General features: G+C 36.5%; 27 protein-coding genes and 2 other annotated features. Of the genes, 22 read left to right on the forward strand and 5 right to left on the reverse strand.

Annotation, left to right across the window (positions count from 1 at the left end):
* Position 1: 1 nt before the first annotated feature.
* From rpmI to DVJ99_RS03755, 14 genes are all read left to right on the forward strand, one after another.
* Complete coding sequence (gene rpmI / locus DVJ99_RS03690) at positions 2-202, forward strand: 50S ribosomal protein L35 (RefSeq protein ID WP_114603188.1); 201 nt, start codon at positions 2-4, stop codon at positions 200-202.
* 112 nt (positions 203-314) lie between these two features.
* Positions 315-671, forward strand: coding sequence for a 50S ribosomal protein L20 (gene rplT, locus DVJ99_RS03695; RefSeq protein WP_105992589.1), 357 nt, complete (start codon positions 315-317; stop codon positions 669-671).
* A gap of 134 nt (positions 672-805) precedes the next feature.
* A complete protein-coding gene (locus DVJ99_RS03700; protein ID WP_105992590.1) occupies positions 806-1,417 on the forward strand; it encodes an NUDIX domain-containing protein in 612 nt (203 codons plus the stop codon).
* A gap of 14 nt (positions 1,418-1,431) precedes the next feature.
* Complete coding sequence (locus tag DVJ99_RS03705; protein WP_114603189.1) at positions 1,432-2,373, forward strand: hypothetical protein; 942 nt, start codon at positions 1,432-1,434, stop codon at positions 2,371-2,373.
* 160 nt (positions 2,374-2,533) lie between these two features.
* Positions 2,534-3,856: a trigger factor gene (tig, locus tag DVJ99_RS03710; RefSeq protein WP_105992592.1), complete on the forward strand. Its 1,323-nt coding sequence runs from the start codon at positions 2,534-2,536 to the stop codon at positions 3,854-3,856.
* A gap of 402 nt (positions 3,857-4,258) precedes the next feature.
* Positions 4,259-5,521: an ATP-dependent Clp protease ATP-binding subunit ClpX gene (clpX, locus tag DVJ99_RS03715; RefSeq protein ID WP_114603190.1), complete on the forward strand. Its 1,263-nt coding sequence runs from the start codon at positions 4,259-4,261 to the stop codon at positions 5,519-5,521.
* A 147-nt stretch (positions 5,522-5,668) separates the two neighbouring features.
* Positions 5,669-6,256 (forward strand): ribosome biogenesis GTP-binding protein YihA/YsxC, encoded by a 588-nt coding sequence (gene yihA, locus DVJ99_RS03720; protein WP_114603191.1) that lies wholly within the window; start codon positions 5,669-5,671, stop codon positions 6,254-6,256.
* 251 nt (positions 6,257-6,507) lie between these two features.
* Entirely contained in the window at positions 6,508-7,845 is a 1,338-nt protein-coding gene (gene hemA / locus DVJ99_RS03725; RefSeq protein WP_114603192.1) for a glutamyl-tRNA reductase, read from the forward strand.
* 22 nt (positions 7,846-7,867) lie between these two features.
* Positions 7,868-8,692 (forward strand): cytochrome C assembly family protein, encoded by an 825-nt coding sequence (locus DVJ99_RS03730; protein WP_114603193.1) that lies wholly within the window; start codon positions 7,868-7,870, stop codon positions 8,690-8,692.
* A gap of 31 nt (positions 8,693-8,723) precedes the next feature.
* Positions 8,724-9,650 carry a hydroxymethylbilane synthase gene (gene hemC, locus DVJ99_RS03735; RefSeq protein ID WP_114603194.1) on the forward strand — a complete coding sequence of 309 codons (927 nt, stop codon included), beginning with the start codon at positions 8,724-8,726 and terminating at the stop codon, positions 9,648-9,650.
* 42 nt (positions 9,651-9,692) lie between these two features.
* Complete coding sequence (locus tag DVJ99_RS03740) at positions 9,693-10,364, forward strand: uroporphyrinogen-III synthase (RefSeq protein ID WP_240430808.1); 672 nt, start codon at positions 9,693-9,695, stop codon at positions 10,362-10,364.
* Positions 10,361-11,347 carry a porphobilinogen synthase gene (gene hemB, locus DVJ99_RS03745; RefSeq protein ID WP_114603196.1) on the forward strand — a complete coding sequence of 329 codons (987 nt, stop codon included), beginning with the start codon at positions 10,361-10,363 and terminating at the stop codon, positions 11,345-11,347. The genes DVJ99_RS03740 and hemB overlap by 4 nt, the downstream gene beginning before the upstream one ends.
* Positions 11,348-12,634: a glutamate-1-semialdehyde 2,1-aminomutase gene (gene hemL / locus DVJ99_RS03750; protein ID WP_114603197.1), complete on the forward strand. Its 1,287-nt coding sequence runs from the start codon at positions 11,348-11,350 to the stop codon at positions 12,632-12,634.
* Between the two features lie 188 nt (positions 12,635-12,822).
* Entirely contained in the window at positions 12,823-13,899 is a 1,077-nt protein-coding gene (locus DVJ99_RS03755) for an AbrB family transcriptional regulator (RefSeq protein WP_114603198.1), read from the forward strand.
* Positions 13,900-13,941: 42 nt separating this feature from the next.
* Here DVJ99_RS03755 and pcp read toward each other — a convergent pair whose 3' ends face one another.
* The 4 genes from pcp to DVJ99_RS03775 all read right to left on the reverse strand — a co-directional run bounded on the left by pcp (position 13,942) and on the right by DVJ99_RS03775 (position 16,892).
* Positions 13,942-14,583: a pyroglutamyl-peptidase I gene (gene pcp, locus DVJ99_RS03760; RefSeq protein ID WP_114603199.1), complete on the reverse strand. Its 642-nt coding sequence runs from the start codon at positions 14,581-14,583 to the stop codon at positions 13,942-13,944.
* A gap of 18 nt (positions 14,584-14,601) precedes the next feature.
* A complete protein-coding gene (locus DVJ99_RS03765; protein ID WP_114603200.1) occupies positions 14,602-15,528 on the reverse strand; it encodes a DUF979 domain-containing protein in 927 nt (308 codons plus the stop codon).
* A complete protein-coding gene (locus DVJ99_RS03770; protein WP_114603201.1) occupies positions 15,525-16,223 on the reverse strand; it encodes a DUF969 domain-containing protein in 699 nt (232 codons plus the stop codon). Before DVJ99_RS03770 ends, DVJ99_RS03765 begins: the two co-directional genes overlap by 4 nt.
* Positions 16,224-16,331: 108 nt before the next feature.
* The gene (locus DVJ99_RS03775; RefSeq protein WP_114603202.1) at positions 16,332-16,892 is read right to left on the reverse strand and encodes a DNA-3-methyladenine glycosylase I; all 561 of its coding nucleotides are present in this window, start codon (positions 16,890-16,892) and stop codon (positions 16,332-16,334) included.
* 59 nt (positions 16,893-16,951) lie between these two features.
* Positions 16,952-17,167, forward strand: a binding site (T-box leader).
* 41 nt (positions 17,168-17,208) lie between these two features.
* Here DVJ99_RS03775 and DVJ99_RS03780 point away from each other — a divergent pair.
* The 4 genes from DVJ99_RS03780 to radC all read left to right on the forward strand — a co-directional run bounded on the left by DVJ99_RS03780 (position 17,209) and on the right by radC (position 22,719).
* Positions 17,209-19,839: a valine--tRNA ligase gene (locus tag DVJ99_RS03780; protein WP_114603203.1), complete on the forward strand. Its 2,631-nt coding sequence runs from the start codon at positions 17,209-17,211 to the stop codon at positions 19,837-19,839.
* Between the two features lie 11 nt (positions 19,840-19,850).
* On the forward strand, positions 19,851-21,119 hold the full coding sequence (locus tag DVJ99_RS03785) for a bifunctional folylpolyglutamate synthase/dihydrofolate synthase (protein WP_114603204.1): 1,269 nt from the start codon (positions 19,851-19,853) through the stop codon (positions 21,117-21,119).
* Positions 21,120-21,307: 188 nt separating this feature from the next.
* Complete coding sequence (locus DVJ99_RS13465) at positions 21,308-22,024, forward strand: A24 family peptidase (RefSeq protein ID WP_162912133.1); 717 nt, start codon at positions 21,308-21,310, stop codon at positions 22,022-22,024.
* A gap of 14 nt (positions 22,025-22,038) precedes the next feature.
* A complete protein-coding gene (gene radC / locus DVJ99_RS03795; RefSeq protein WP_114603206.1) occupies positions 22,039-22,719 on the forward strand; it encodes a RadC family protein in 681 nt (226 codons plus the stop codon).
* 51 nt (positions 22,720-22,770) lie between these two features.
* Here the strand turns inward: radC and DVJ99_RS13100 are convergent, their stop codons facing one another.
* On the reverse strand, positions 22,771-22,941 hold the full coding sequence (locus DVJ99_RS13100) for a hypothetical protein (RefSeq protein WP_162912134.1): 171 nt from the start codon (positions 22,939-22,941) through the stop codon (positions 22,771-22,773).
* Positions 22,942-23,088: 147 nt separating this feature from the next.
* Between DVJ99_RS13100 and DVJ99_RS03800 the strand changes: the two genes are divergently transcribed.
* The 4 genes from DVJ99_RS03800 to mreD all read left to right on the forward strand — a co-directional run bounded on the left by DVJ99_RS03800 (position 23,089) and on the right by mreD (position 25,355).
* Positions 23,089-23,556 carry a DUF4930 family protein gene (locus tag DVJ99_RS03800; RefSeq protein WP_114603207.1) on the forward strand — a complete coding sequence of 156 codons (468 nt, stop codon included), beginning with the start codon at positions 23,089-23,091 and terminating at the stop codon, positions 23,554-23,556.
* 90 nt (positions 23,557-23,646) lie between these two features.
* Positions 23,647-23,775: a hypothetical protein gene (locus DVJ99_RS13395; RefSeq protein WP_267894437.1), complete on the forward strand. Its 129-nt coding sequence runs from the start codon at positions 23,647-23,649 to the stop codon at positions 23,773-23,775.
* A 219-nt stretch (positions 23,776-23,994) separates the two neighbouring features.
* Positions 23,995-24,834: a rod shape-determining protein MreC gene (mreC, locus tag DVJ99_RS03805; protein ID WP_114603208.1), complete on the forward strand. Its 840-nt coding sequence runs from the start codon at positions 23,995-23,997 to the stop codon at positions 24,832-24,834.
* Positions 24,834-25,355, forward strand: coding sequence for a rod shape-determining protein MreD (gene mreD / locus DVJ99_RS03810; protein WP_114603209.1), 522 nt, complete (start codon positions 24,834-24,836; stop codon positions 25,353-25,355). The genes mreC and mreD overlap by 1 nt, the downstream gene beginning before the upstream one ends.
* A gap of 32 nt (positions 25,356-25,387) precedes the next feature.
* Positions 25,388-25,464, forward strand: a sequence feature (ribosomal protein L21 leader region).
* Positions 25,465-25,469: the final 5 nt, after the last annotated feature.

Here is a 25,469-nt window from a genome sequence, read left to right on the forward strand (position 1 = left end):
TATGCCAAAAATGAAAACACACCGCGGAGCAGCTAAACGTGTTAAAAGAACTGCTACAGGTAAATTAAAACGTTCAAGAGCTTTCACATCTCACTTATTCGCAAACAAAAGCACTAAGCAAAAACGTAAATTACGTAAAGCAAGCTTAGTATCACCAAGTGATATGAAACGTGTAAAACAATTATTAGCTTACAAAAAATAATTGACTAGAATCAAAACGCTTAACCAGTTCTGCTTTAGCTTTGATGAAAAGATTGCAGACTGAACCAAATTAAAATAATCAAGTTATAGATATAACCAAGGAGGAATTCAATATGCCACGTGTTAAAGGTGGAACAGTAACAAGAGCACGTCGTAAAAAAGTAATCAAATTAGCTAAAGGTTACTTCGGCGCAAAACGTACTTTATATAAAACAGCTAAACAACAAGTAATGAAATCAGGTCAATACGCTTTCCGTGACCGTCGTCAAAGAAAACGCGACTTCCGTAAATTATGGATCACTCGTATCAATGCGGCTGCACGCAACCACGGTTTAAGCTACTCTAAATTAATGAACGGCTTAAAACAAGCTGACATCGATATCAACCGTAAAATGCTTTCTGAAATCGCAATTTCAGACGACAAAGCTTTCGGTGAATTAGTAGAAAAAGCTAAAGCAGCTTTAAAATAATCAACTTACAATACTCAATCATTGGTAATCTTTATACTGATGATTGAGTTTTTTATTAGAAGCAGCTTTACTCAGATTTCTAATCTTTGATAAAATAGCAACGAGTACATATGTAAATAGTAAAGGAGAAAACCATGTCAAAATTTGATGAGAAAATCATTGTAGTACCAAGAGATATTGTGTTTAATCATGAAAAAAATGCTTTCAACGGCTTTTTACCGCAAAATGATCCAACTGGAGAAGCTATTTTTGAAACGTTAGATAAATATGAAGTAAAACGCCGCGGAGATATGGAAGAAGATCCTGCGTACAAACAACTTATCTCATATTGCTTGCTAGAAAATGAAAAAGGCGAAACGCTCGTATATGAACGTTTATCCGGCGGCGGCGAAGACCGCTTGCATGGTCAATCTTCTATCGGTGTAGGCGGACATATGAATGATGTAATGGACGCACAAACAATTAATGAAGTATTGCGTGTGAATGCACAACGAGAATTAGAAGAAGAAGTCGGTTTAAGTACAAGCAAAACACAAAATATGGAATATATCGGTTTCATTAATGATGATACGAATGAAGTGGGCGAAGTACATTTAGGAATCGTCTTTAAAATCAGAGTGGATTCTGAAAATGTAGAAGCAAAAGAAACAGATACACTTAAAATCAAATGGGTGAATCAAGGCAGAATCGAAGATTATGATGATTTTGAAACTTGGAGTGCGCTCATCTTAAAAGCATTGAATTAGAAGCGGGTGTTAACATGTCTGATGTAATTCCATTCCCTCAAAACAAAGCAAAACTGACGAAAGATATTAAATCGCATTTTGAACATGAAAATTACGATGAGATGTACGATGCATTTATGAAATTCGAAAAAAGTTTTGAATTAGATACTGAATTAGCTTTATTAAAATGTGAGATGCTTCTAAGAATGGAGCAATATTTGGAATTGAGAGAAGAAGCAATCATCCTATTGAAACAAGGTTTTGATGCCTACAATCGCTTAATGGTCTATTATATGACCAGCTTGCATGGGTTAGGACAGTACTATGAATGTGTGGAAGTCTTTAATCAGATTATAGATCAAGTGAATGATCATGATATCCGCATGCAGCTGTTTCCGATTAAAGAAGATGCCCAAATGCAGCTGAATGAAAACAAAAAGCATTATATCAGCAGGATGAAACAATTTACAGAATTGCAAGTCGATCAGCAGTTGTATTTATTGTTCGATATGATGCATGAAGGACAGTATGGTTTTTCAGATACGTTCGCAGAAATCATCAACCAAACAACATTACATGCACACGTTCAAACCATTATTTTGGAATACTTGAAAAAAGCACAATACCAACATCATGTGAGGTTCATTAAGAATAAAACAGAGTTCGATGTCGTACCTAAAGACTTGCCCGGCTTAGAGTATGCGCCTTTTACACAAAAGGTGATTCCTGAAGTAATGCAGCGGTTTGAGGATGCTTTCGGAGATCAAATGAGACCGGAAATTTCTCAGATGCTGCAAGGCTTTGCGATTGGGATTTATCCGCTTGAAATTGAAACATATGCGCCAATTGACGAGTGGATTACGACCTTCTTCAATTATATACAGTCAATGTTGAATCTGTCTGTATCTGATGAATTGAAGATGAATGATGAGGTCCTTAAATGGATTCATTTGATTGAACAGAATATCACAAAATGATTAGGGTATTATGATAGTATTACAACAATTAAGAGAAAAGATTAAATTGCAGCAGCAACTCGCAATACACTAATCACAAGGTTTGTAACCGTATTGTACGTATGCTATAATGAAAAAGTTGAAAAATTAAAATTACGATTATCATGGAGGTTTTTATATCATGACAGCAACATGGGAAAAAAAGGAAGGTAACCAAGGCGTTTTAGAAGTTACTGTTCCTGCTAAAAAAGTAGATCAAGCAATTGATCAAGCATTCAAGAAAGTAGTTAAACAAGTAAATATTCCTGGTTTCCGTAAAGGGAAAGTACCTCGCCAAATCTTTGAACAACGTTTTGGTGTAGAAGCACTTTACCAAGATGCAGTTGATCTTTTATTACCAGAAGCTTACGGTGAAGCTATCGAAGAAACAGGTATCAAACCAGTTGATCAACCTGAAATCGAAGTTACACAAATCGAAAAAGGCAAAGACTTGACTTTCAACGCTACTGTAACTGTAGAACCAGAAGTTAAACTTGGAGACTACAAAGGTCTTGAAGTTGAAAAGCAAAATGCTGAATTAACAGACGAAGAATTACAAGAACAAATTGATCACAGCTTAGGTCACTTAGCTGAAATGGTAATCAAAGAAGAGGGTGCAGTTGAAGAAGGCGATACTGTAAACTTAGACTTCGATGGTTATGTTGACGGGGAACAATTCGAAGGCGGACAAGCTGAAGGCTACGATTTAGAAATCGGTTCAGGTATGTTCATTCCTGGATTTGAAGAACAATTAGTAGGCTTGAATACTGGCGACGAAAAAGACGTTAAAGTTACATTCCCTGAAGAATACCACGCTGAAGAATTAGCGGGTAAAGAAGCGACTTTCAAAGTTAAAATCAACGAAGTAAAATACAAAAACGTTCCTGAATTAGACGATGAAATCGCTAATGAATTAGATTCAGATGCGGATAACGTTGAAGAATACAAACAAAATCTTCGCAAACGTCTTGAAGAAGAGAAAAAAGTCAACGCTGAAAACGTTGAAAAAGAAGAAGCAATCAACAAAGCTGTTGAAAACGCTGAAGTAGATATTCCTGAAGCAATGATCAACACTGAATTAAACCGTATGATGCAAGAATTCGAACAACGTATTCAACAATCAGGTTTAAACTTAGAAACTTACTTCCAAATCTCAGGTCAAGATGAGTCTCAATTAAGAGAACAAATGAAAGACGATGCTGAAGCACGTGTTAAAACAAACTTAACATTAACTGCAATCGCAAATGCTGAAGACATCGAAGCATCTGATGAAGATATCGATAAAGAATTAGAAGCAATGAGCGAACAATTCGGCATCTCAGCTGAAGATATCAAGAAAACATTAGGCAACACTGACTTAATCAAAGGTGATGTACGTGTTAAAAAAGTTATCGACTTATTAGTGGATAATGCTAAATTTGTTGAAGCTTCTGAAGATAAAAAAGAAGAAAAAGAAGACAAATAATCAATTCATTTCCAATTGAATAAATGAATGGGTAGAGGGTGAAGTTGCATTTCTAATGTGTCAATCAGCTTGAGAGATTCAAGGTGTTTGAGTTGCAGAATGTAGTTTCATCCTCTACAGTGATTTGTAATCGTAATTATTTCGTTTTAGTAAACCCTATGCTATATTGTTTGTAAGCAACATTGTTGCATAAACTTTACAAAATGATATATTCGATATACAAGTTCAATAAAGTAAAAATCTCATCATAGATATAATCAATACAATCATCAATAATTCTTAACCTGATTTAAGGAACTGTAATGATTGGTTTAAAAGTAACGATAAAGTCTATAAACAAATTCATTGCATAGTTTAAAGTCTTTGCGTATAGTCTTTATGGAATAGAGGTGTAAATAATAAATGTTTAAATTCAATGAAGATGAAGAAAAATTGAAGTGTTCTTTCTGTGGTAAGGACCAAGATCAAGTTAAGAAACTTGTGGCAGGCAGCGGTGTCTACATTTGTAACGAATGTATCGAATTATGTTCTGAAATCGTAGAAGAAGAACTTGCCCAAAATGCTACAGAAGAATTTACAGATTTACCAACTCCGAAAGAAATTATGGATCAACTAAATAACTATGTCGTTGGTCAAGAGAAAGCGAAAAAATCATTATCAGTGGCGGTATACAACCATTACAAACGTATCCAACAATTAGGGCCTAAAGATGATGAAGTAGAATTACAAAAAAGTAACGTCGCTTTAATCGGACCAACTGGTAGCGGTAAAACATTACTTGCACAAACATTAGCGAAAACGTTGAACGTGCCATTTGCGATTGCAGATGCGACAAGTTTAACTGAAGCTGGTTATGTAGGTGAAGACGTAGAAAATATCTTACTACGTTTAATCCAAGCAGCTGATTTCGATATCGATAAAGCTGAAAAAGGTATTATTTACGTGGATGAAATCGATAAGATTGCACGTAAATCTGAAAATACTTCAATTACTCGTGATGTTTCTGGTGAAGGTGTACAACAAGCATTGCTTAAAATCTTAGAAGGTACAACTGCTAGTGTACCGCCGCAAGGTGGACGTAAGCATCCTAACCAAGAATTCATCCAAATCGACACGACTAATATCTTATTCATCCTAGGCGGTGCCTTTGACGGAATCGATGATGTTATCAAACGCCGTTTAGGTGAAAAAGTGATTGGATTCGCTAGTAATGAAGCTGCAAAATATGATGAAAGTGCATTGCTAGAACACATCCGTCCTGAGGACTTGCAATCTTACGGATTGATTCCTGAATTTATCGGACGTATTCCAATCGTAGCGAACTTAGAAACATTAGATATTTCAGCATTGAAAAATATCTTAACACAACCTAAGAACGCTTTAGTAAAACAATACAAGAAAATGCTTGAGCTTGATCATGTAGAACTTGAATTTACAGAAGAAGCCTTATCAGCAATTGCTGAAAAAGCAATCGAACGTAAAACAGGTGCACGTGGTTTACGCTCAATTATCGAAGAATCATTAATTGAAATCATGTATGATATCCCATCTACTGAAGAAGTAGCAAAAGTGGTTATCACTGAAAATACAATTAATAACGAGTCTACGCCTGAATTATATGACGAAGACGGTAATGAAGTTAACTTAGAAAAAACTTCTGCATAATCGTATTGCATATTGCATTCTCAGCACTGATTAGGTGCTGAGAATGCTTTTTTTATACTTTTCTTTCGAAAACGGTGCACTTTCGAATTTGTTATCTGATATAATGAAACGCGAATCAATCTATAATGGATAGAAAAGAGGTCGAAAATGGATATCAACCCGAATAATATAGAACTATTGATCAGTGCAGTAAAACCTGAACAGTATCCAGAATCAGGGCTGGATGAGGTTGCTTTAAGCGGACGCTCTAATGTAGGGAAGTCCACATTTATCAATAGTATGATTGGCCGTAAAAATATGGCCAGAACATCACAGCAACCTGGTAAAACACAAACACTTAACTTTTATGATATCGATAACCAATTAATCTTTGTCGATGTGCCTGGATACGGCTATGCGAAAGTCAGCAAAAAACAAAGAGAGCAATTCGGTAAAATGATTGAAAAGTACATTACTCAGCGTGAACAGCTGAAGCTTGTGATTCAATTAATCGATATCAGACATGCGCCGACAGAAGATGACGTGTTAATGTATGATTTCTTAAAGTACTATGATTTGCCTGTTTTAATCATTGCGACAAAGCAAGATAAAATTTCTAAAGGTAAAATTCAAAAACATCTTAAAGTAATCAGAGAAAAATTAGAGATGGAAAGTGAAGATACGATTATCAGTTACTCTTCCATTAACAATAAAAACCAGCAAGTCATTTGGAATGCGATAGAGCAATATTTATAATTGTTCTAATGTAGCAGTCAAAAGTGTCATGAAAGTGCAATCACAATCTATGTATACAAAAAGCGCAGCAAGCGTTATAGCACTTGTGTCTAAAATATGAATGGATTTTACATTGATTCTTAAATTTGACGAATTTTTGACTGAACAAATGCTAGATTAGAATATTTCTAAATAAACCGGCTTGATGACTTTAAGGTTATAATTTGTGTGTTATAATGTAGGTATTGTCAATAGTATGGAGGGCGTTATAAATGCATATAATTGCGATAAGCATCAACCATCGTACCGCTGATGTAGCACTGAGAGAAAAAGTTGCTTTCAAAGCTGATGCCATACATGAATCGCATATTGATTTGTTTGAAACAAAATCAATATTAGAAAATGTAATATTGTCTACGTGCAACCGCACAGAAGTATACGCTGTTGCGGATCAAATTCACACAGGCCGTTATTACATTCAGCGCTTCTTAGCTCGTAAATTCGGTTTGGAAGTAGATGAAATCAAGGCAATGTCAGAAGCGTTGGTTGGAGACGAAGCTGTAGAACACTTATTTAATGTAACATCTGGATTAGACTCGATTGTGTTAGGGGAAACACAAATCTTAGGTCAAATGAGAGATGCGTTCTTTACAGCACAAGAAGTAGGTACAACAGGTACGATATTTAATCATTTATTCAAACAAGCAATCACATTCGCTAAACGTGCACACAACGAAACAGATATCGCAGATAATGCGGTAAGTGTGTCTTATGCGGCCGTTGAACTTGCTAAAAAAGTATTCGGCAACTTGAAATCACAGCATGCGGTGATTATCGGTGCAGGCGAAATGAGCGAATTGTCATTGTTAAATCTGTTAGGTTCTGGAATTGAGAAAGTTACAGTTGTTAACAGAACTGCTGAACGCGCACGCGATTTAGCAGATAAGCATCAAGTAGATTATGCACAATTAGACGAACTAGAATCATTATTAGTCAATGCTGATATTGTAATCAGTTCAACAAGTGCATCAGAATATATTATTACTCAAAGCATGATGGAAACTGTTACACGTCAACGCAAACAAGAACCGATGGTATTAATTGATATCGCAGTGCCGAGAGATATTGATCCAGCTATTGAGTCAGACATGAATGTGTTCAGTTACGATATCGATGATCTTAAAGGTTTAGTAGATGCTAACTTGCGTGAAAGAGAAGCAGCAGCAGCACAAATTGCTGATCAAATTCCGCAAGAAATTGCTTCACACAATGATTGGGTGAACATGCTGGGCGTTGTTCCAGTTATCAGAGCATTACGTGAAAAAGCAATGAATATCCAGCAAGAAACAATGGATAGTATTGATCGTAAATTACCTGATTTAAGCGAACGTGAACGCAAAGTAATCTCAAAACATACTAAGAGTATCATTAACCAAATGCTGAAAGATCCGATTAAACAAGCGAAAGAATTGAGTAATGATAAAAATAGCAGTGAAAAATTAGAGCTGTTCCAAAACATCTTTGATATTGAGGCTGAAAGCGAGTATGAAAAGAGCGTCGCTAAGAAAGAACGCAAACTCTCAGCACGACAAATCTTAGGTTTTGAATAAGCAGCCATAGTATGGTGATAATATGCAAGATATGTTTTTCGTGCGTTTCCATGAAGTAACTTTGCTGATTTATTTACTCAGTATTTCTTGCTATTTTTATGATTTTTTTAAAAAGAATCATAAAATTAGAACGTTAGGGTTTTACACACTAGGGATTGTTTGGGTATTGCAAACAATCTCTTTGTCTTTATATATCAATATGGCAAAAGCAGTTCCGTTAGGATCGGTTTTTGATGTGTTTTATTTTTTAAACTGGCTGATTTTATCATTTTCTATTGTAATCAGTGTAGTAAAGCACTTGGAGTTTTCTATATTTTTGTTCAATGCCATAGGGTTTATTGTAATGGCGATTCACACATTCAGACCGAATGAAACGTTTATTCAAAAAGCAGAATTTAACGTAAACCATGAGCTTTTGATTATTCATGTCTCATTGGCTATTATCAGTTATGCTTTCTTTTCATTAGCGTTTGTGAATGCAGCTTTATATGTATTGCAGTATCGCAACCTTAAACAAAAGCATTTTGACCAAAAATATTTTAGAATAGGCAGTGTAAACACCTTAGAAAAGATGACTTTCTATTCGACTATCATTGGTTTTACTTTGCTGGTCATTGGTGTCATCCTTGGAGCACAATGGGGTTTTCAGACAATAGGCTATAATATCTTATTGGACCCTAAAGTGATATCTTCAATTATAGTAATGGTGTGCTATGTGATATATATTCTTATTCGCACTAAGAAATGGGTAAGCCCTATTAATCAAGTGTTGTTTAATATGCTGATTTATATGTTCAGTATGTTTAACTTAATATTCGTTTCGCATTTCCCGAACTTTTTTGGGTAATGACAACCTTTAAGCAGAGGAGGAAGTTGACGTGCGCAAGCTTGTCGTTGGTTCAAGAAGAAGTAAGCTCGCATTGACGCAAAGCCGTCAATTTATTGAAAAGTTAAAAGAGGTACAACCAGATTTAGATATTGAAATAAAGGAAATTGTCACAAAAGGTGACCAAATCGTGGATAGACAATTATCTAAAGTAGGCGGAAAAGGTTTGTTCGTCAAAGAAATTCAACAAGCTTTATTCGACCATGAAATTGATTTTGCCATCCACTCTTTAAAGGATGTACCAAGTGAGTTGCCGGAAGGATTAACACTCGGCTGTGTTCCTGACAGAGAAATTCCTTTTGATGCATTTATTTCAAAAAATCATGTACAGCTCCAAGATTTGCCGGACGGCAGTATTGTAGGAACAAGTTCATTAAGACGCGGAGCACAAATATTAGCAAAATATCCTAATTTAGAAATCAAATGGATCCGAGGCAATATAGATACGCGTTTGCATAAACTAGAAACAGAAGACTATGATGCGATTATATTAGCAGCTGCAGGATTACGCAGAATGGGATGGTCCGACGATATCGTAACGCAATATCTTGAACAAGATATGCTGATTCCAGCTATCGGCCAAGGCGCATTAGGTATTGAGTGCCGCAGCGATGATGAAGAATTATTGGAATTATTGACGAAAGTGCACAATCAAAGTGTAGCTGAATGTGTAACGGCAGAGCGTACATTCTTAAAAGAAATGAACGGCAGCTGCCAAGTGCCGATCGGCGGTTATGCGACAGTCGGCGATAATGGTCAGCTTTCATTCACTGGTTTGATAATGTCTCCAGACGGCAAACAACGCTTTGAACATTCTGTGACAGGCCAAAATCCAGTGGAATTAGGCAAAGAAGTCAGCGATGTTTTGAAAAAACAAGGCGCTGATAAAATTATTGAAGCATTAAATGAGGAAAAGTAGTCTATAATACGGAGATGAATTCTTATGCCATCATCAGTCATAATGACACAAACGAGTTCCATTCATGATACAAGCAATGATTTGATTCATTTGCCATTCATACAAATCCAACCATTGTCATTTGATGAAAGCTTACTCACTCATCACTATCATTGGATTATCTTTTCATCAAAGAATGCAGTTCGGTATTTTTTACCTTATTTAGATCAAGTAAAGTATGATAAAGTTGCGGTAATTGGTGAAAAAACCCGACTTTTTTGCGGTTTGCATGATATTTTTGTCGACTTTTGTCCTGACGATTACTCTCAAGAAGGCTTTTTAGCAGCGTTCTCTTTCAATCAAGATGAAACTATTTTTATCCCAAGCAGTGCTGCTGCTCGTCCTTTGCTGGAAAACAAGCTTGCACAACGAGGCGCCAAAGTGACTAAAGTCGACTTATATCGACCGGTTCAGCATAAAGCTAACATTGAAAAAGCAATTCAATTATTACGTATACATCAGGCAGAAGGCATTGCATTTGCCAGTTCTTCTTCTGCGGATAATTTTTTTAATACTTTGAAGCAAAAGCATTTGAAATTATCATTTTCATGTTATGCCATCGGCCAACCTACTTATGACACGATTCATAAGTACGGATACGATGCATATATCGCAAAAATACAAACAATCGACGGTTTAATCAATACAATTAAAGAAAGTAGGAATCATAAATGAGTTTTGACAGACACAGAAGATTACGTGTAAATGAATCTATGCGTAGTCTTGTAAGAGAAAATCACGTAAGAAAAGAAGATTTGATTTATCCTATCTTTGTAGTGGAAAGAGATGACGTTAAAGAAGAAATTCCTTCCATGCCTGGTATTTATCAAATCAGCTTAAATCGATTAGATGAAGAGCTAAAAGAAGCGTATGATTTAGGAATACGAGCAGTGATGTTCTTTGGTGTCCCAAACGAAAAAGATGCGGTTGGAACAGGTGCTTATGCACATGAAGGTATCATTCAAAAAGCAACACGCAAATCTAAACAGCTTTATCCAGATATGCTTGTATTAGCAGATACTTGCTTATGCGAATACACTGATCACGGCCATTGCGGTTTAATCGATGATCATACACATGACGTTGATAACGATAAAACATTGCCATTATTGGTTAAAACAGCTGTATCGCAAGTTGAAGCAGGGGCTGACATTATCGCACCAAGCAACATGATGGATGGTTTCGTTGCTGAAATCCGTAAAGGTTTAGATGATGCAGGTTACTACAATATTCCAATCATGAGTTATGGTATTAAATATGCATCTAGTTTCTACGGTCCTTTCCGTGATGCAGCAGAATCAACACCATCATTCGGTGACAGAAAAACGTATCAAATGGATCCTTCAAACAGAAGAGAAGCTTTGCTTGAATTAGAAAGTGACTTAAAAGAAGGTGCTGACATGATGATTGTCAAACCAGCACTTAGTTTCTTAGATATCATCAGAGATGTTAGAGAAAGAACGAATGTTCCAGTTATTGCTTATAATGTCAGCGGTGAATACAGCATGACAAAAGCAGCAGCACTTCAAGGTTGGATTGATGAAGAAAAAATCGTAATGGAACAAATGATTTCTATGAAACGTGCAGGCGCAGATATGATTATTACGTATTTCTCAAAAGATATTTGCCGTTACTTAGATAATAAGGAGGACGAATAAATGGGTTACGAAAAATCGATTGAAGCATATAAGAAAGCAGAACAATTAATGCCTGGCGGTGTCAACAGTCCAGTACGTGCATTTAAATCTGTTGATATGCCAGCTATCTTTATGGATCATGGGAAAGGCTCTAAGATCTATGACATTGATGGTAATGAGTATATAGACTATGTATTAAGCTGGGGGCCTTTAATCCTTGGACATGAAAACAAGCAAGTAATCGACAGTTTGCATAAAGCGGTTGATAAAGGTACAAGTTTCGGTGCTTCAACACTTGAAGAAATCAAATTGGCTGAGCTTGTGATTGACCGTGTACCTTCAATCGAAAAAGTAAGAATGGTGTCTTCTGGTACAGAAGCAACACAAGATACAATTCGATTAGCAAGAGGTTACACTGGCAGAGATAAAATCGTTAAATTTGAAGGTTGTTACCACGGACACAGTGATTCGCTGCTTATCAAAGCAGGATCAGGTGTCGCAACTTTAGGTTTGCCTGATTCTCCTGGTGTACCTGAAGGCACAGCTAAAAGCACAATTACAGTGCCATACAATGATTTAGATGCGATAAAACAAGCATTTGAAATGTATGGAGACGATATTGCAGGTGTGATTGTTGAACCAGTAGCTGGTAATATGGGTGTAGTTCCGCCAGTTGAAGGCTTCTTGCAAGGCTTAAGAGATATCACAAATGAATATGGTTCATTGCTTATCTTTGACGAAGTCATGACTGGATTCAGAGTCGGTTACAACTGTGCACAAGGCTACTTCGATGTGATGCCAGATTTAACTTGCTTAGGTAAAGTTATCGGCGGCGGTTTACCTGTAGGTGCTTTCGGCGGTAAAGCAGAGATTATGGATAAAATTGCACCGGTAGGTTCTATTTATCAAGCTGGTACATTATCAGGCAACCCATTAGCAATGACAAGCGGTTATGAAACATTAAGCCAATTAACACCAGAAAGCTACGATTACTTCAACGAACTTGGCGATATTTTAGAAGAAGGATTGAAAAAAGTAGCAGCAAAACACAATGTACCTATGACGGTTAACCGTGCGGGTTCTATGATTGGTTACTTCCTTAATGAAGGACCAGTGACAAACTTTAAACAAGCTAATGCCAGCGACTTGAAACTCTTCTCAGAAATGTATCGTGAAATGGCGAAAGAAGGCGTCTTCTTACCACCATCTCAATTCGAAGGTACATTCTTGTCTACAGCACATACTAAAGAAGATATTGAAAAAACAATCGAAGCATTCGATAAAGCATTTGAAAGAGTCGCAAAATAATTATTAGATTAAGTAAATAAACTGATTCAGAGAGTGAAATGTCTGCAAAGATATTTCACTCTCTTTTTCATCATTTCAGTATGAAAAACGCTATGAAAACGGCTCCAAATCAATTCCTAACGTTTTCGTATCAAGCGTGTTATGATAAATATAATGGATAAGAAGTGGGATAAAGGTAGTGATAAAATATGAATAAAAAATTGCGTAATAATATTATTGTATTATTGATGGCAATTGTTATCAGTCTGATCTTATCAGCAATGCATATCATGCTACCATTTATGTTTGGTCCCATAATTGCGAGTATCATATGCATACGCTTGTTTAAAATGGAAATTGAATGGCCATTTTGGATAAGTCAAATAGGTTTGATTTTGTTAGGGGTACAAATCGGATCTACCTTTACACGTACTGTAGTGAATGACATTACAAATAATTGGTTCTCAATTATTTTAGTGACTGTGCTGCTATTGGTTATGGCAATCTTAATTGCTTATTTCTTCAAAAAGATAGCGAAAGTTAATAATGAAACGGCACTATTAAGTGTCATTCCAGGGGCTTTGAGCCAAATGCTGATTATGGCTGAAGAAGACAAACGTGCTAATATTTTAGTGGTGAGTTTAACACAAACTTCGAGAATTATTTTCGTTGTGATTTTGATTCCGATGTTATCTTACTTTATGTCCAGCGGAAGCGAAGATGTTCATGCCAGCAAGCTCATGAAACTCAAACCTTTGAGTGAAGTATTAAATATATGGCAAGTATTGTTTATTATTTTGGCTATCGCTGTAGTGTACTTTATCATGGGTAAAATCAATTTCCCGACAAGACAATTATTAGCGCCAATTGTTGTTTTAATCGCATGGAACATGTTGACTAATGCGACATTTACTTTAGATAACTATATGATTGCGGCAGCGCAAATTGCTTATATGATTCGAATCGGTATTCAAATTTCTAAATTGCTGAATGACTTGAAAGGCCGCGTCGCAGTCGCAATTATCATTCAGAATGTGCTTTTAATTCTACTTGCGGCTGTGATGGTTTACGTTGTTTCGATTTTTAACCATATGCCGTTAAATGACTTATTCTTAGGTGCTGCACCAGGCGGTATGAGTCAAATTGTTCTGGTTGCTATGGAAACACACGCTGATGTAGCGATTATATCGAGTTTCCATATCTTTAGAATTTTCTTCATATTATTCTTGGTTGCACCAATAATTAAGTATTTCTTAAGCTATACAGGACGTAAATTGAATAAGTAAGTACACAAAGAAAACCGCCATTTCGGCGGTTTTTTTAATGTATTAATGCGTTTGTCCTAATGCAATATTTTCGTCGCGATTATCCGGTGACAAGGCTTCAATTGCGGCTGTAAGTCCTTTAACAATCGTGCCGAGTGCCATAGAAGGGGTATTAGGTTTAGAGACAACTTGCTCTGGAATAAACGGTACATGAATAAATCCGAATTGAATATAAGGGAAGGTTGTCGCATGCAAATAGCCTAATTGATATAAAATATGATTACATACAAAGGTACCTGCAGTATTCGATAATGAAGCCGGAACGTCTGCATCTTTAATGGCTTGTGTTATACGTTTGACCGGCATGTTAGAAAAGTAGGCGGGTGCACCGTCTTCTTGAATGGTCTTATCAATGGGTTGATTGCCTTCATTATCAGCAATTCTTGCATCATCGATATTAATGCCGATTCGTTCAGGTGTAAGTTCAAAACGGCCTCCGGCTTGTCCAACAGTAAGTACTGCATCATAATGTTCAATCTTGAGCTGTTGTTTAATGACGTCTAATGATTTATGGAATACAGTCGGAATTTCTAATTTTGTAATAGTATGTTCGCCTATAGTGTCAGGTAATAATTTAACAGCTTCAAGCGCTGGATTTGTTTCTTCTTTACCAAATGGATCAAATGCAGTTACAAGTATATTCATATTATCGTCTCCTTTATATTAAAATGCCCAAAAGTACATTAAAGCAATATGGACTATAATTAAGATAAATGCTACGGGAATTTGTGCTTTAATCACACTGAATTCGCTTTTCATTTCAAGTAAAGCAACGGGTAGTGTATTGAAGTTTGCGGCCATAGGTGTTAATAAAGTACCGCAAAAACCGCCAGTCATTGCAAGTGCACCTGCTATTGCAGGGTCCGCACCTTGTGCAATCACAAAAGGAATACCGATACTCGCTGTAATGACGGTGAAAGCTGCGAAAGCATTACCCATCAGCATGGTAAACAGCACCATGCCTATAATATAAGCAGCAGCTCCGATAAGGTGATTGCCTTCAGGCAAGAAACCGGAAATACTATTTGAAATCACTTTGCCTACGCCGCTGACAGTAAATAAGACACCTAATGCGGCTAAGAATTGGGGTAAAATACCGACAGTTCCGACTTGTTGTGTCAGACGGTCGCTGTCATATAATATATATTGGACTTTTGGTTTAATTACTATGTAGGCAGCAATTAAGCCTACGATTGAAGCGATACCTAAACCTATAGCACCGCCTAAAGGTGTCCAATTTGAGATGATCACCGCAACAACAGCTAAGACAACTGCCGGCCAAAAGAGTTTGTTTCCATAACGTTTTGCGCCTGTTTCGCCTTGATTTTCTGTGACATCTACAATATTTTTGATTGCGACTTGTTTAAGGAGTGTCAATACACCCATTAACAAGATAATAGCGCCGTTTACAACGTTCGGCAGATAAGGGCCGAAAATAAATGTAATCGCAAGCAGCGTCCAAAATAGAGCAGTTCCTATGCGTTTTGTTTTTTCTTTATCTTTTAATACACGATAAGCGGTATAAAGTAATTGAATACCGATTAAAATATAAAAGCATTCAAGGATGGTATCAAGTGTGTGTTGACTCATGACTGATCCTCCTTGTGCTGATATTTTCTAGCCAAGTATCGATCAAGCATAATGTTCTTAATGGCCACAATGATTAAAGTGATGATTGCTATCGGTACAGAAGCAATGGCAAGATTGACTGCGTTGACTTTAATATCTAAAGAATTAAAAGTACCGACCATTAGTAGGACACCAGCAGCGCCCACAAAAAGGTTCTGCCCAAAGAAATTTCCGTAATTTTCCATGGCAGATGCTTCTGCTTTTATTTTTTCGACATCTTTTTCATCTATTTGTTCAGGTTTGAGGCGATATTTCGTTGCGAGTGCACCTTGTACCATAGGATTAATCAACGGACGTACAAATTGAGGGTGTCCGCCGATACGTATTGAAGCTAAACCTGCCAATTCACGTATCAGCAAATACAGTGATAATAACCTCCCGCTGGTCATGGATTTGATTTTCCCTATCAATACTGTGGATTGTTTCTTAAGTCCGAAACGTTCAATCAAACCCACCATAGGCAAAGTTAATAGGAAAAGGGAAACCAAGCGGTTATCGATAAATGCTTTGCCGAGTACATCTAATATTTCAAAGAAATGCATACCAGACACAAGTCCAGTCACGATAGCTGCAGCTAATATGACTGCTATCGTATCAAATTTTAATAGGAATCCGATAATAATTACCAAGATACCTATTAATTTCAACCATTCCATACAATTCCTCCTTCAAAAAAATAATATAAATGTCATTTTAGCATAAATTAGAAGGAATTTTTAGATAATTTCAAATATTATAAATAAAAGTAAGAACAAAAATTGTTCCTACTTTTGAGATGGTTTAAATGGACAGCCGATTAAATGCGCATCATATAAACCTGCAGCTTCTAAAAAAGAAAACATAGTTACAGGACCCATAAACTTAAATCCGTATTGTTTTAAAGCTTTCGACATCTTTTTTGCTCTTTCATCAACTGTAATACGGTCTTTAGGTGTTTTGTATTTTAAATCGATAGGGTGATAATCAACAAAGGACCAAAGAAAATCACTGAAGCTGCCGTGTTCTTTTTCAATTGCTATATAACCTTTTGCTTGGCTGACTATCGCTTCTAATTTTTTTCTGTAATGGACAATGTTTGGAAATTCCATCAGTGCATCGATATCTTTTTCTGTCATTTGTGCTATTTTATATGGATCGAATTGATAAAAAGCTTCTCGGTAGGCAGAACGTTTCTTTAATATCGTCAGCCATGATAAACCTGCATGCTGCGATTCTAATGCCATTAATTCAAAAAGCTTTCGGCTATCATATAAAGGTTGTCCCCATTCTTTGTCATGATATTCAATATAAAGGGGATCAGTTGTCCCAAAGGCACATTCATTCACAAAATTTCACTCCATCCGCATTGACTTATTTTAGAGTTCTATTATACTATAAATTAGTAGTGAATATAGAAATCGGGAAGAGTAAGCAGTTTTTAATTTCAAAGAGAGTGTATGGTCGCTGAAAATACATAATTATTGCTGTCGAAGGTAGCCCGCTTAGTTCTTTAACTGAACTGATAGTAAGTTAAAGCGTGTTTGAGCGTTAATCATTATTAAGTGCAATATAGATGAACTATGTTGAATTTAGGTGGTACCACGGAACATCCGTCCTATGTTTAGGAACGGGTGTTTTTATTTTTAAGGAGGCGTTTGTCCTATGGAAATGAAACCAAAATACAATCCGAATGAGGTTGAAGCTGGACGCTATCAACAATGGGTAGAAAAAGGCTACTTCAAACCTAGCGGAGACCAATCAAAAGAAACATACACTATTGTTATCCCACCTCCGAATGTAACAGGTAAATTACATTTAGGCCATGCTTGGGATACAACTTTGCAAGATATTTTAACAAGAATGAAACGTATGCAAGGCTACGATACTTTGTACTTGCCTGGTATGGACCATGCAGGGATTGCGACACAAGCAAAAGTAGAAGCTAAATTACATGAACAAGGCATTTCAAGACATGATTTAGGCCGCGAAAAATTCCTTGAAGAAGTTTGGAGCTGGAAAGAAGAATATGCTTCATTCATTCGTCAGCAATGGGCGAAATTAGGTCTTGGTCTGGATTATGACAGAGAGCGTTTTACTTTAGATGAAGGATTAAGCAAAGCGGTAAGAAAAGTCTTTGTTGATATGTATAAAAAAGGCTTGATTTATCGCGGAGAACGTATCATCAACTGGGATCCGGTTGCTAAAACAGCAATTTCTGATATCGAAGTAATCCATGAAGATACAGCTGGTAAATTCTATCACTTCAAATATCCATATGCAGATGGAGAAGGCTATATTGAAATTGCGACAACACGACCAGAAACAATGCTTGGCGATACAGCTATCGTAGTCAATCCGAATGATGAACGCTATAAAGATGTTATCGGCAGAAAAGTTATCTTGCCGATTGTCGGTCGCGAATTACCGATTTTGGCAGACGAGTATGTTGATGTTGAATTTGGTAGCGGTGCGATGAAAGTTACGCCTGCACATGACCCTAATGACTTTGAATTAGGCAAACGTCATAACTTAGAATCAATCATCGTTATGGATGAATCTGGAAAAATGAATGATAAAGCAGGCAAATACGAAGGCATGGACCGCTTCGAATGCCGCGAACAATTAGTCAAAGATTTAGAAGCTGAAGACTTAGTTATCAAAATCGAAGACCATACGCATTCAGTCGGCCACTCTGAAAGAAGCGGCGCGATTGTCGAACCTTATTTATCTACACAATGGTTCGTTAATATGGATCCGCTTGCTAAAAAAGCATTAGACAATCAAAAGACAGATAACCGTATTAACTTTGTACCGGACCGCTTTGAACATACATTCAATCAATGGATGGAAAACATCCGCGACTGGACAATTTCTCGTCAATTATGGTGGGGTCATCAAATCCCAGCTTGGTACCATAATGAAACAGGAGAAATTTATGTAGGCGAAGAAGCACCGGCTGACAGTGAAAACTGGACACAAGACGAAGACGTTTTAGATACTTGGTTCTCAAGTGCTTTATGGCCATTCTCTACTTTAGGCTGGCCGGATACAGAAGCAGAAGATTTCCAACGCTATTATCCTACTAATGCATTAGTTACAGGATATGACATCATCTTCTTCTGGGTTGCACGTATGATTTTCCAAGGTCTTGAGTTTACAGAAACTCGTCCATTCAACGATGTATTGCTTCATGGTTTAGTACGTGCTGAAGATGGGCGCAAAATGAGTAAATCATTAGGCAACGGTGTAGATCCTATGGATGTTATTGATCAATACGGCGCTGACAGCTTGAGATATTTCTTAGCAACAGGTTCATCACCTGGTCATGATTTGCGTTATTCTACAGAAAAAGTAGAAGCGGTTTGGAACTTCATCAATAAAATCTGGAATGCTGCGCGCTTCAGCTTAATGAACATCGGTGAAGACTTCAAATTTGAAGATATCGATTTATCTAAGAATTTATCACTTGCTGATAAATGGATTTTAACGCGTCTAAATGAAACTGTGAAAACAGTAACAGATTTAAGCGATAAATATGAGTTCGGCGAAGTCGGCCGTGCTTTATACAACTTCATTTGGGATGAGTTCTGCGACTGGTATATTGAAATGAGTAAAATTCCGATAAACGGTGAAGACGAAGATCAAAAACAAGCAACACGTTCAGTATTGAGCTATGTATTAGATCGTACAATGCGTATGCTTCACCCGTATATGCCGTTTGTTACAGAAGAAATTTGGCAAAACTTGCCGCATGAAGGCGAAACAATTGTGACAAGTGCATGGCCGAAAGTTCAATCAGAATTCATGTTTGAGGAAAGTAAACAAACAATGCAATATGTGGTAGAAATTATCAAAGCTGTACGTCAAGCACGTTCAGAAGTTAATACACCATTATCTAAAGCAATTCCTATCTATATTAAAACGAAAAGCGAAGCCATCACTGAAATGTTAGAAGAAAACAAACACTACATTGATCGTTTCGGACACCCAAGCGAACTTGTGATTGCGACAGATATCGAAACACCAGATAAAGCAATGACATCTGTTGTAGGTGCAGGTGAAGTGATTTTACCACTTGAAGGTTTAATTGATATGGACAAAGAAATTGCACGTCTTGAAAAAGAATTAGATAAATGGCAAAGCGAACTTGACCGCGTAGATAAAAAATTATCTAACGAAAACTTTGTTAATAAAGCACCAGAAAAAATTATTAACGAAGAACGTGCGAAAAAAGAAGATTATCAAGAAAAATACGATAGCGTTAAAGCTAGAATCGAACAATTAAAAGCATAGGAGTCCTGATTATGAATTACCTAGACAGCTTATATTGGATACATGAAAGAAATAAGTTTGGTATCAAGCCTGGTACTAAACGTATGGAATGGATGCTCGAACGTCTAGGGCATCCTGAACAAAATATAAAAGGTATCCATGTCGGCGGAACAAACGGCAAAGGTTCAACAGTTGCTTACTTGCGTGCTGCGCTTGTCGAAAATGGTTATGACGTCGGTACATTTACATCGCCTTATATTGAAACCTTTAATGAAAGAATCAGTTTAAACGGCGAACCTGTAAGCAATGAAACCATTGTTGAACTTGTGACTCGCGTCAAGCCGGTGAGCGAAGCGTTAGAAGAAGAAACTGAATATGGTACAGCTACAGAATTTGAAATCATTACGACAATGATGTTCTTATATTTCGGTGCGTTGCACCCAGTGGATTTTGTGATAGTAGAAGCGGGTCTTGGAATTAAAAATGACTCTACCAATGTATTTTCACCGATTATGACGCTATTGACGAGTATCGGATTAGATCATACAGATCTGCTTGGTCCAACATATTTAGATATCGCCAAAGACAAAGGCGACATCGTGAAGCCGAAAACACCATTTATTTATGCAGTGAAAAATGAAGAAGCATTGAAATATCTCGGCACATACGCTGAAAAGCAGCAAGCACCTGCCTATGAGTTGGATAAAGATATTTCTGTTGTGTCTCAAGAAGATGAGTTCACGTACCGCTTCAAGGACTATGAACTCGAAAACATTGCATTGCATATGCTGGGAGAGCATCAAAAAGAAAATGCGGCACTTGCAATTACTGCTTTGATTATTTTGTTTGAAGAAGGACAAATTCATTTAGACTTTAATAAAATGATTAAAGCGATGGAAAATGTCAGCTGGACTGGACGAATCGAACAAGTGAAAGCAGAGCCGCTCATGATTATTGACGGAGCGCATAACAATGAAAGTATCGATGCGTTAGTAGATACAATTAAAAACTATTATCATAAAGATAAAGTAGATATCTTGTTCTCTGCAGTCAGCGGCAAACCGATTCATCATATGCTTGAGGATTTAAGCGAGATTGCAAATCAAGTGTATATCACTGATTTTGATTTCTATCGAGCGAAACCAAAAGAAGAGATTGCAGAAGAAGCGGAAAACTTTAATCCTATTCTTATCGATGATTGCAATACGTTCATTGAAAGTTATGATGGTGATACATTAGTTATCACAGGCAGTCTATATTTCATCAGTGAAGTTAAAGCAAAAGTTGATTTCGAAAAATAAATAGTTATTAATAGCCTTCCTTTTCAGTCTCATGCAGAGATTGTGCAGGAAGGCTTTTTTATATAGAAGGGTAAAAAGCGTTTTTTTGAACTTAAAACGGTACATAATTATCATATTTGATTTTAAAATAATTATATTTGTTAAATCATAAACAGGGGCGTATAATAAGATATTATTTCAGAAAGTGGGTGAAGCACCTGACGCTTCTTTTATCATCATTAATATGTCTTATTTTAGAAAGCTTCTTATTTCAATTGTGTCATGTAAGACAATTAAGTTTCAGGTATTTTAAACAGCGCTCTCAATGCGAACATTGCAGGCAGCCGATTCAATGGTATGATTTGATTCCAGTTGCAAGTTTCCTTTTATTAAGGGGGAGATGCAGGTATTGCCATGCACAGTTATCCATCCTTTATTTAGCAGGTGAGATCTTGGCATGTATGCCTGTATTGCTGTTAAGTTATCATGTTGTCCTGTTGCCTCAAGATTTGTTTACAGCGCTTTATTTATTATTGATTGCGGCTGCATTATATGACATTCAAACACAAACTATTCCTCTGCATTATCTCCTTATCACTTTCATTACCGCACTCACGCTTGCACCTCAGATTTATGTTTTCAACTTTTTTATTGTAGGCTTGCTGCATTTGTTGTTCTTTGTATCGTGTTATGCAATAGGGTATGGTGATATCTTCCTATTCTCTGTCATCAGCCTTATAGTTCCGTATCTCTTTTTCCTTTTTTTATTCTGCATCACATTTATTATTGGCGGTTGTATTATTTTAATATACTTGTTGGGTAAGAAACGTATCCTTCACATACCGTTAATTCCTTTTATATTTCTTTCTTTTGTATCAACCTCTGTCTTGTACGCAGACCTTTTATATTTTTTCAACTTTAACTGATAGGAGCATGAAAATTGAACATTAAACAATTACCAGATTGTGATAAACCCAGAGAAAAGCTGGTGACGAAAGGTGCAGACAAGTTGTCTGAATCAGAATTGCTGGCAATATTAATTAATACAGGCACTAAAGGAAAGTCTAGTGTGGAACTTGCTCAGGACTTACTGCATTTAACGACGAACCTCAAAGATTTGAAGCTGTTGTCATTAGACGATATGACACAAGTTAAAGGGATTGGTTTGTATAAAGCGGTGATTTTAAAAGCTGCCTTTGAATTAGGAGAACGCATGAATGCGCCGGATCAAAAAGAGAAAGTGAAAATCAATTCACCGCAAGATGCGGCGGACTATTTTATGTCTAGGATGATGCATTTAAAGCATGAGCAGTTCGAAGTTTTATTTTTGAATTCGAAAAATATAGTTATTCGTCATGAAGTGATATTTGTAGGGACATTGAATTCGTCTGTTGTTCATCCAAGGGAAGTATTTAAAGCTGCAATTAAATGGTCGAGCAATGCGATTATTGTCGTACATAATCATCCTTCTGGGGATGTTACGCCTTCTAAAGAAGATATACGAACAACACAACGTTTGCAGGAGTGCGGCAGAGTACTTGGAATAGAAGTGCTCGATCATATCATTATTGGAGATGCTAAGTATTTGAGTATGGTGGAAAAGGGATATTTTGATGCATAATAAAACCCGACTATACTTGTTGTGTATAATCGGGGAGATTATCTATTTCGCTTAAAAGAGATGCAGCTGGAAGTAATCATTCAACCAAACAACGCCTTGATAAGCGAGATAAACTACTAATGCTAATATCGCTAATTTTATAATAAAACGCAATAATGAAATGCCCACTCTAAAGAGCAGTCCAATAAGCAGTACTATTAATATTATTGTTAAAATTGACATGGTCGCCACTCCTTTAATTACATTTTAACCGAAACTATCAGACGATGCATCAGTCCTGGGATAGACATTTGAAGTCATTCTCTAGTCTGATGCAAACATTTATATTTTCGGCTAAAATAAAGACAATAATAATGAGGCGGTGTGAGCATGCGTTTTCTCTTCAACATTATAAAAAATATCATCGCTGTTGTATGTATTATTGTTATCGTATTTTTTGCATTGAAATACGCACCGTTCTTAAAGGAACAAGAGTGGAATCCTATCAGCAACAAAACGACGTATTCCTCTTATCATGGAGGTAACGTACCTGTTGAAGACTTCAAACCAGGTCAGCGTTACGTTGTTGAAAAGAACGATTTATTAAATAACATGCCTGCAAGTCAGACTAAAAATATCTTCGGCATGCTGGACAAACAAGAATTTATGGACGTCAGCGGAATCAGCAGAATGGGATATAATGATAAATATTTAATCGGACAGCGCGGGAATCAATTTATTATGTATCGCTTCGGTTCGAAAGAAATACGAATCTATGCGACTGAAATCGAATTGCAGCAGGATTTGAGAGCGATGCAGCAAAATATACAGATGCAGCCGGTTTCGGCTTTTAAGTAAAAGCACTTCAACAGTTAAGAATCTTGAAAATATACCTGTCTTGCGTTAACCTTGTGTTGAATCATTAAAAAGAGAGGTTTGGTGTTTGCAATGAGTAAACAAGCGAATGGTAAGAAAGCTGACGAACAATCAAAAGCACAAAAACTATTCGAACAGTGGAGAAAAGAAGAAACACTGTATAAAGAAGACGAGAAAGACAACAACAGCCAGAAGAAATGATTCACGTTAGGAATGCAGGGATTAACATTAAAAGCTGATTTTTGAAATAATAATAGAGTAAAAAACACTTTGGAGTATCAGCAAATTGATTTGAATTTGTTGATGCTCTTTTATTTTGTAAAGTGAGTTATAAAATAGGGGGTTCGTACTTTATATAACGAACAGAGTAATATAAAATAAAATGAGATATGAAAAATTGAGTTAATAGAGGTGTTCAGGTTGTCCAAGTTTTTTAAAAATAACAAACTGATTGTTATTTTCTGTTCCCTGATTCTATTTATATCATTAATAGGGTTATCGATCAGATCACATCACCAGTCTCCGGTGGAACAATATGTCGGTGATACTGTTTCAGTTCCGCAACGCGTACTATCTTACCCATTACATATGGTGACTGGTTCAATCAGCGGCTTATTCGATGGGAAATCATCTGAGAAAGATAAAAATAAAATTAAGCAATTGGAAGCGGAAAACGAACGTTTAAAAGCAGAAAACAAAGATTTCCGCAAAGAGCTTGATATTAAAGACATATCCAAATACGAACCTTTGAGTGCTACGGTAATTGCCAGAAATCCAGATCAATGGATGAATAAAGCGATTATCGACAAAGGTAAAAAAGCGGGTGTCAAACAAAACCAAGCAGTGATTACGACGAAAGGTTTAGTCGGCAGAGTTTCGAAAGTCAATCAGTTTTCATCTCAAGTCGATTTGCTTTCTACATCATCAAGAAATGGTAAATTAGCAGTCAATATTCAACATAATTCAAACAAAGTTTTCGGTCTTATCAATCACTACGATACTAAAACAAATGAATTAGTGATCAGCGATATAGACAACAAAGACAAAATTGCCAAAGGCGATAAAGTCGTAACAAGCGGACTTGCTGAACAATTGCCGAGCAACTTATATATTGGAGAAGTTACAAAAGTCGAAAACGATCAATACGGTCTTTCTAAAGAAGTGAGAGTGAAAACAGCGGCTGATTTAAGTGATTTAGGTCATGTCTATGTCGCACAACGCGATCCTCAAACACTTCCTGACGAAAGCGGTGATGAATAATGCGTGCATTTTGTTATTTTTTGATAGGGGCGGTATTGTTTTATCTTGATGCGCTCATCGCATTAGTCATCCCGATGCAGATTTCCGGTAAGAGTATTATCTTTGTACCGCATCTTCTTTTGATGTACTTGCTGATGATTACAATATATAAGAAGCCAAGCATTGCAGTGGTACTTGCAATTATTTTCGGGTTAACAACTGATTTGTATTACGGTACGATTTATGGTCTGAACACTTTTGGTTATTTATTATTCGTGATTTTAATGGACTTTTTCTTTAAAGTTTATTATCGCGATCATACAATGATTTTCTTGGGTGTTTGGATATTCACAATCATTTTTGAAATCTATCAAGTTATTATATATGGACTCCTTGGGTTGATTCGATTTAATTTAGGCGAGTTTATTTTATTCAGGATGCTGCCTACTGCTTTCATCAATTTATTACTGTTAATTATTATTTTCAGCTTGATTAGAAAAATCGTAAAAAAATTAGATTTGTCAATTGACAGGAAAGCATAAGGATGGTAAGCTTTAGCAGTTGAGTAGTTTATAGCTACATACAACCGCTCAAATATAGGTTTAAGAATACCATGTGTATCACCTATATATGGCGTGACTTATTTTATAGGAGGT

It is taken from the genome of Staphylococcus sp. EZ-P03 (assembly GCF_003344575.1).
GTDB classification, from domain to species: domain Bacteria; phylum Bacillota; class Bacilli; order Staphylococcales; family Staphylococcaceae; genus Staphylococcus; species Staphylococcus simulans_B.

Excerpts from the sequence above, each read along its gene's own strand:
- rpmI (WP_114603188.1), top strand. The coding sequence starts at position 2 with ATGCCAAAAATGAAAACACACCGCGGAGCAGCTAAACGTGTTAAAAGA.
- rplT (WP_105992589.1), top strand. The coding sequence starts at position 315 with ATGCCACGTGTTAAAGGTGGAACAGTAACAAGAGCACGTCGTAAAAAA.
- DVJ99_RS03700 (WP_105992590.1), top strand. The coding sequence starts at position 806 with ATGTCAAAATTTGATGAGAAAATCATTGTAGTACCAAGAGATATTGTG.
- DVJ99_RS03705 (WP_114603189.1), top strand. The coding sequence starts at position 1,432 with ATGTCTGATGTAATTCCATTCCCTCAAAACAAAGCAAAACTGACGAAA.
- tig (WP_105992592.1), top strand. The coding sequence starts at position 2,534 with ATGACAGCAACATGGGAAAAAAAGGAAGGTAACCAAGGCGTTTTAGAA.
- clpX (WP_114603190.1), top strand. The coding sequence starts at position 4,259 with ATGTTTAAATTCAATGAAGATGAAGAAAAATTGAAGTGTTCTTTCTGT.
- yihA (WP_114603191.1), top strand. The coding sequence starts at position 5,669 with ATGGATATCAACCCGAATAATATAGAACTATTGATCAGTGCAGTAAAA.
- hemA (WP_114603192.1), top strand. The coding sequence starts at position 6,508 with ATGCATATAATTGCGATAAGCATCAACCATCGTACCGCTGATGTAGCA.
- DVJ99_RS03730 (WP_114603193.1), top strand. The coding sequence starts at position 7,868 with ATGCAAGATATGTTTTTCGTGCGTTTCCATGAAGTAACTTTGCTGATT.
- DVJ99_RS03740 (WP_240430808.1), top strand. The coding sequence starts at position 9,693 with ATGACACAAACGAGTTCCATTCATGATACAAGCAATGATTTGATTCAT.
- hemB (WP_114603196.1), top strand. The coding sequence starts at position 10,361 with ATGAGTTTTGACAGACACAGAAGATTACGTGTAAATGAATCTATGCGT.
- hemL (WP_114603197.1), top strand. The coding sequence starts at position 11,348 with ATGGGTTACGAAAAATCGATTGAAGCATATAAGAAAGCAGAACAATTA.
- DVJ99_RS03755 (WP_114603198.1), top strand. The coding sequence starts at position 12,823 with ATGAATAAAAAATTGCGTAATAATATTATTGTATTATTGATGGCAATT.
- pcp (WP_114603199.1), bottom strand. The coding sequence starts at position 14,583 with ATGAATATACTTGTAACTGCATTTGATCCATTTGGTAAAGAAGAAACA.
- DVJ99_RS03765 (WP_114603200.1), bottom strand. The coding sequence starts at position 15,528 with ATGAGTCAACACACACTTGATACCATCCTTGAATGCTTTTATATTTTA.
- DVJ99_RS03770 (WP_114603201.1), bottom strand. The coding sequence starts at position 16,223 with ATGGAATGGTTGAAATTAATAGGTATCTTGGTAATTATTATCGGATTC.
- DVJ99_RS03780 (WP_114603203.1), top strand. The coding sequence starts at position 17,209 with ATGGAAATGAAACCAAAATACAATCCGAATGAGGTTGAAGCTGGACGC.
- DVJ99_RS03785 (WP_114603204.1), top strand. The coding sequence starts at position 19,851 with ATGAATTACCTAGACAGCTTATATTGGATACATGAAAGAAATAAGTTT.
- DVJ99_RS13100 (WP_162912134.1), bottom strand. The coding sequence starts at position 22,941 with ATGTCAATTTTAACAATAATATTAATAGTACTGCTTATTGGACTGCTC.
- DVJ99_RS03800 (WP_114603207.1), top strand. The coding sequence starts at position 23,089 with ATGCGTTTTCTCTTCAACATTATAAAAAATATCATCGCTGTTGTATGT.
- DVJ99_RS13395 (WP_267894437.1), top strand. The coding sequence starts at position 23,647 with ATGAGTAAACAAGCGAATGGTAAGAAAGCTGACGAACAATCAAAAGCA.
- mreD (WP_114603209.1), top strand. The coding sequence starts at position 24,834 with ATGCGTGCATTTTGTTATTTTTTGATAGGGGCGGTATTGTTTTATCTT.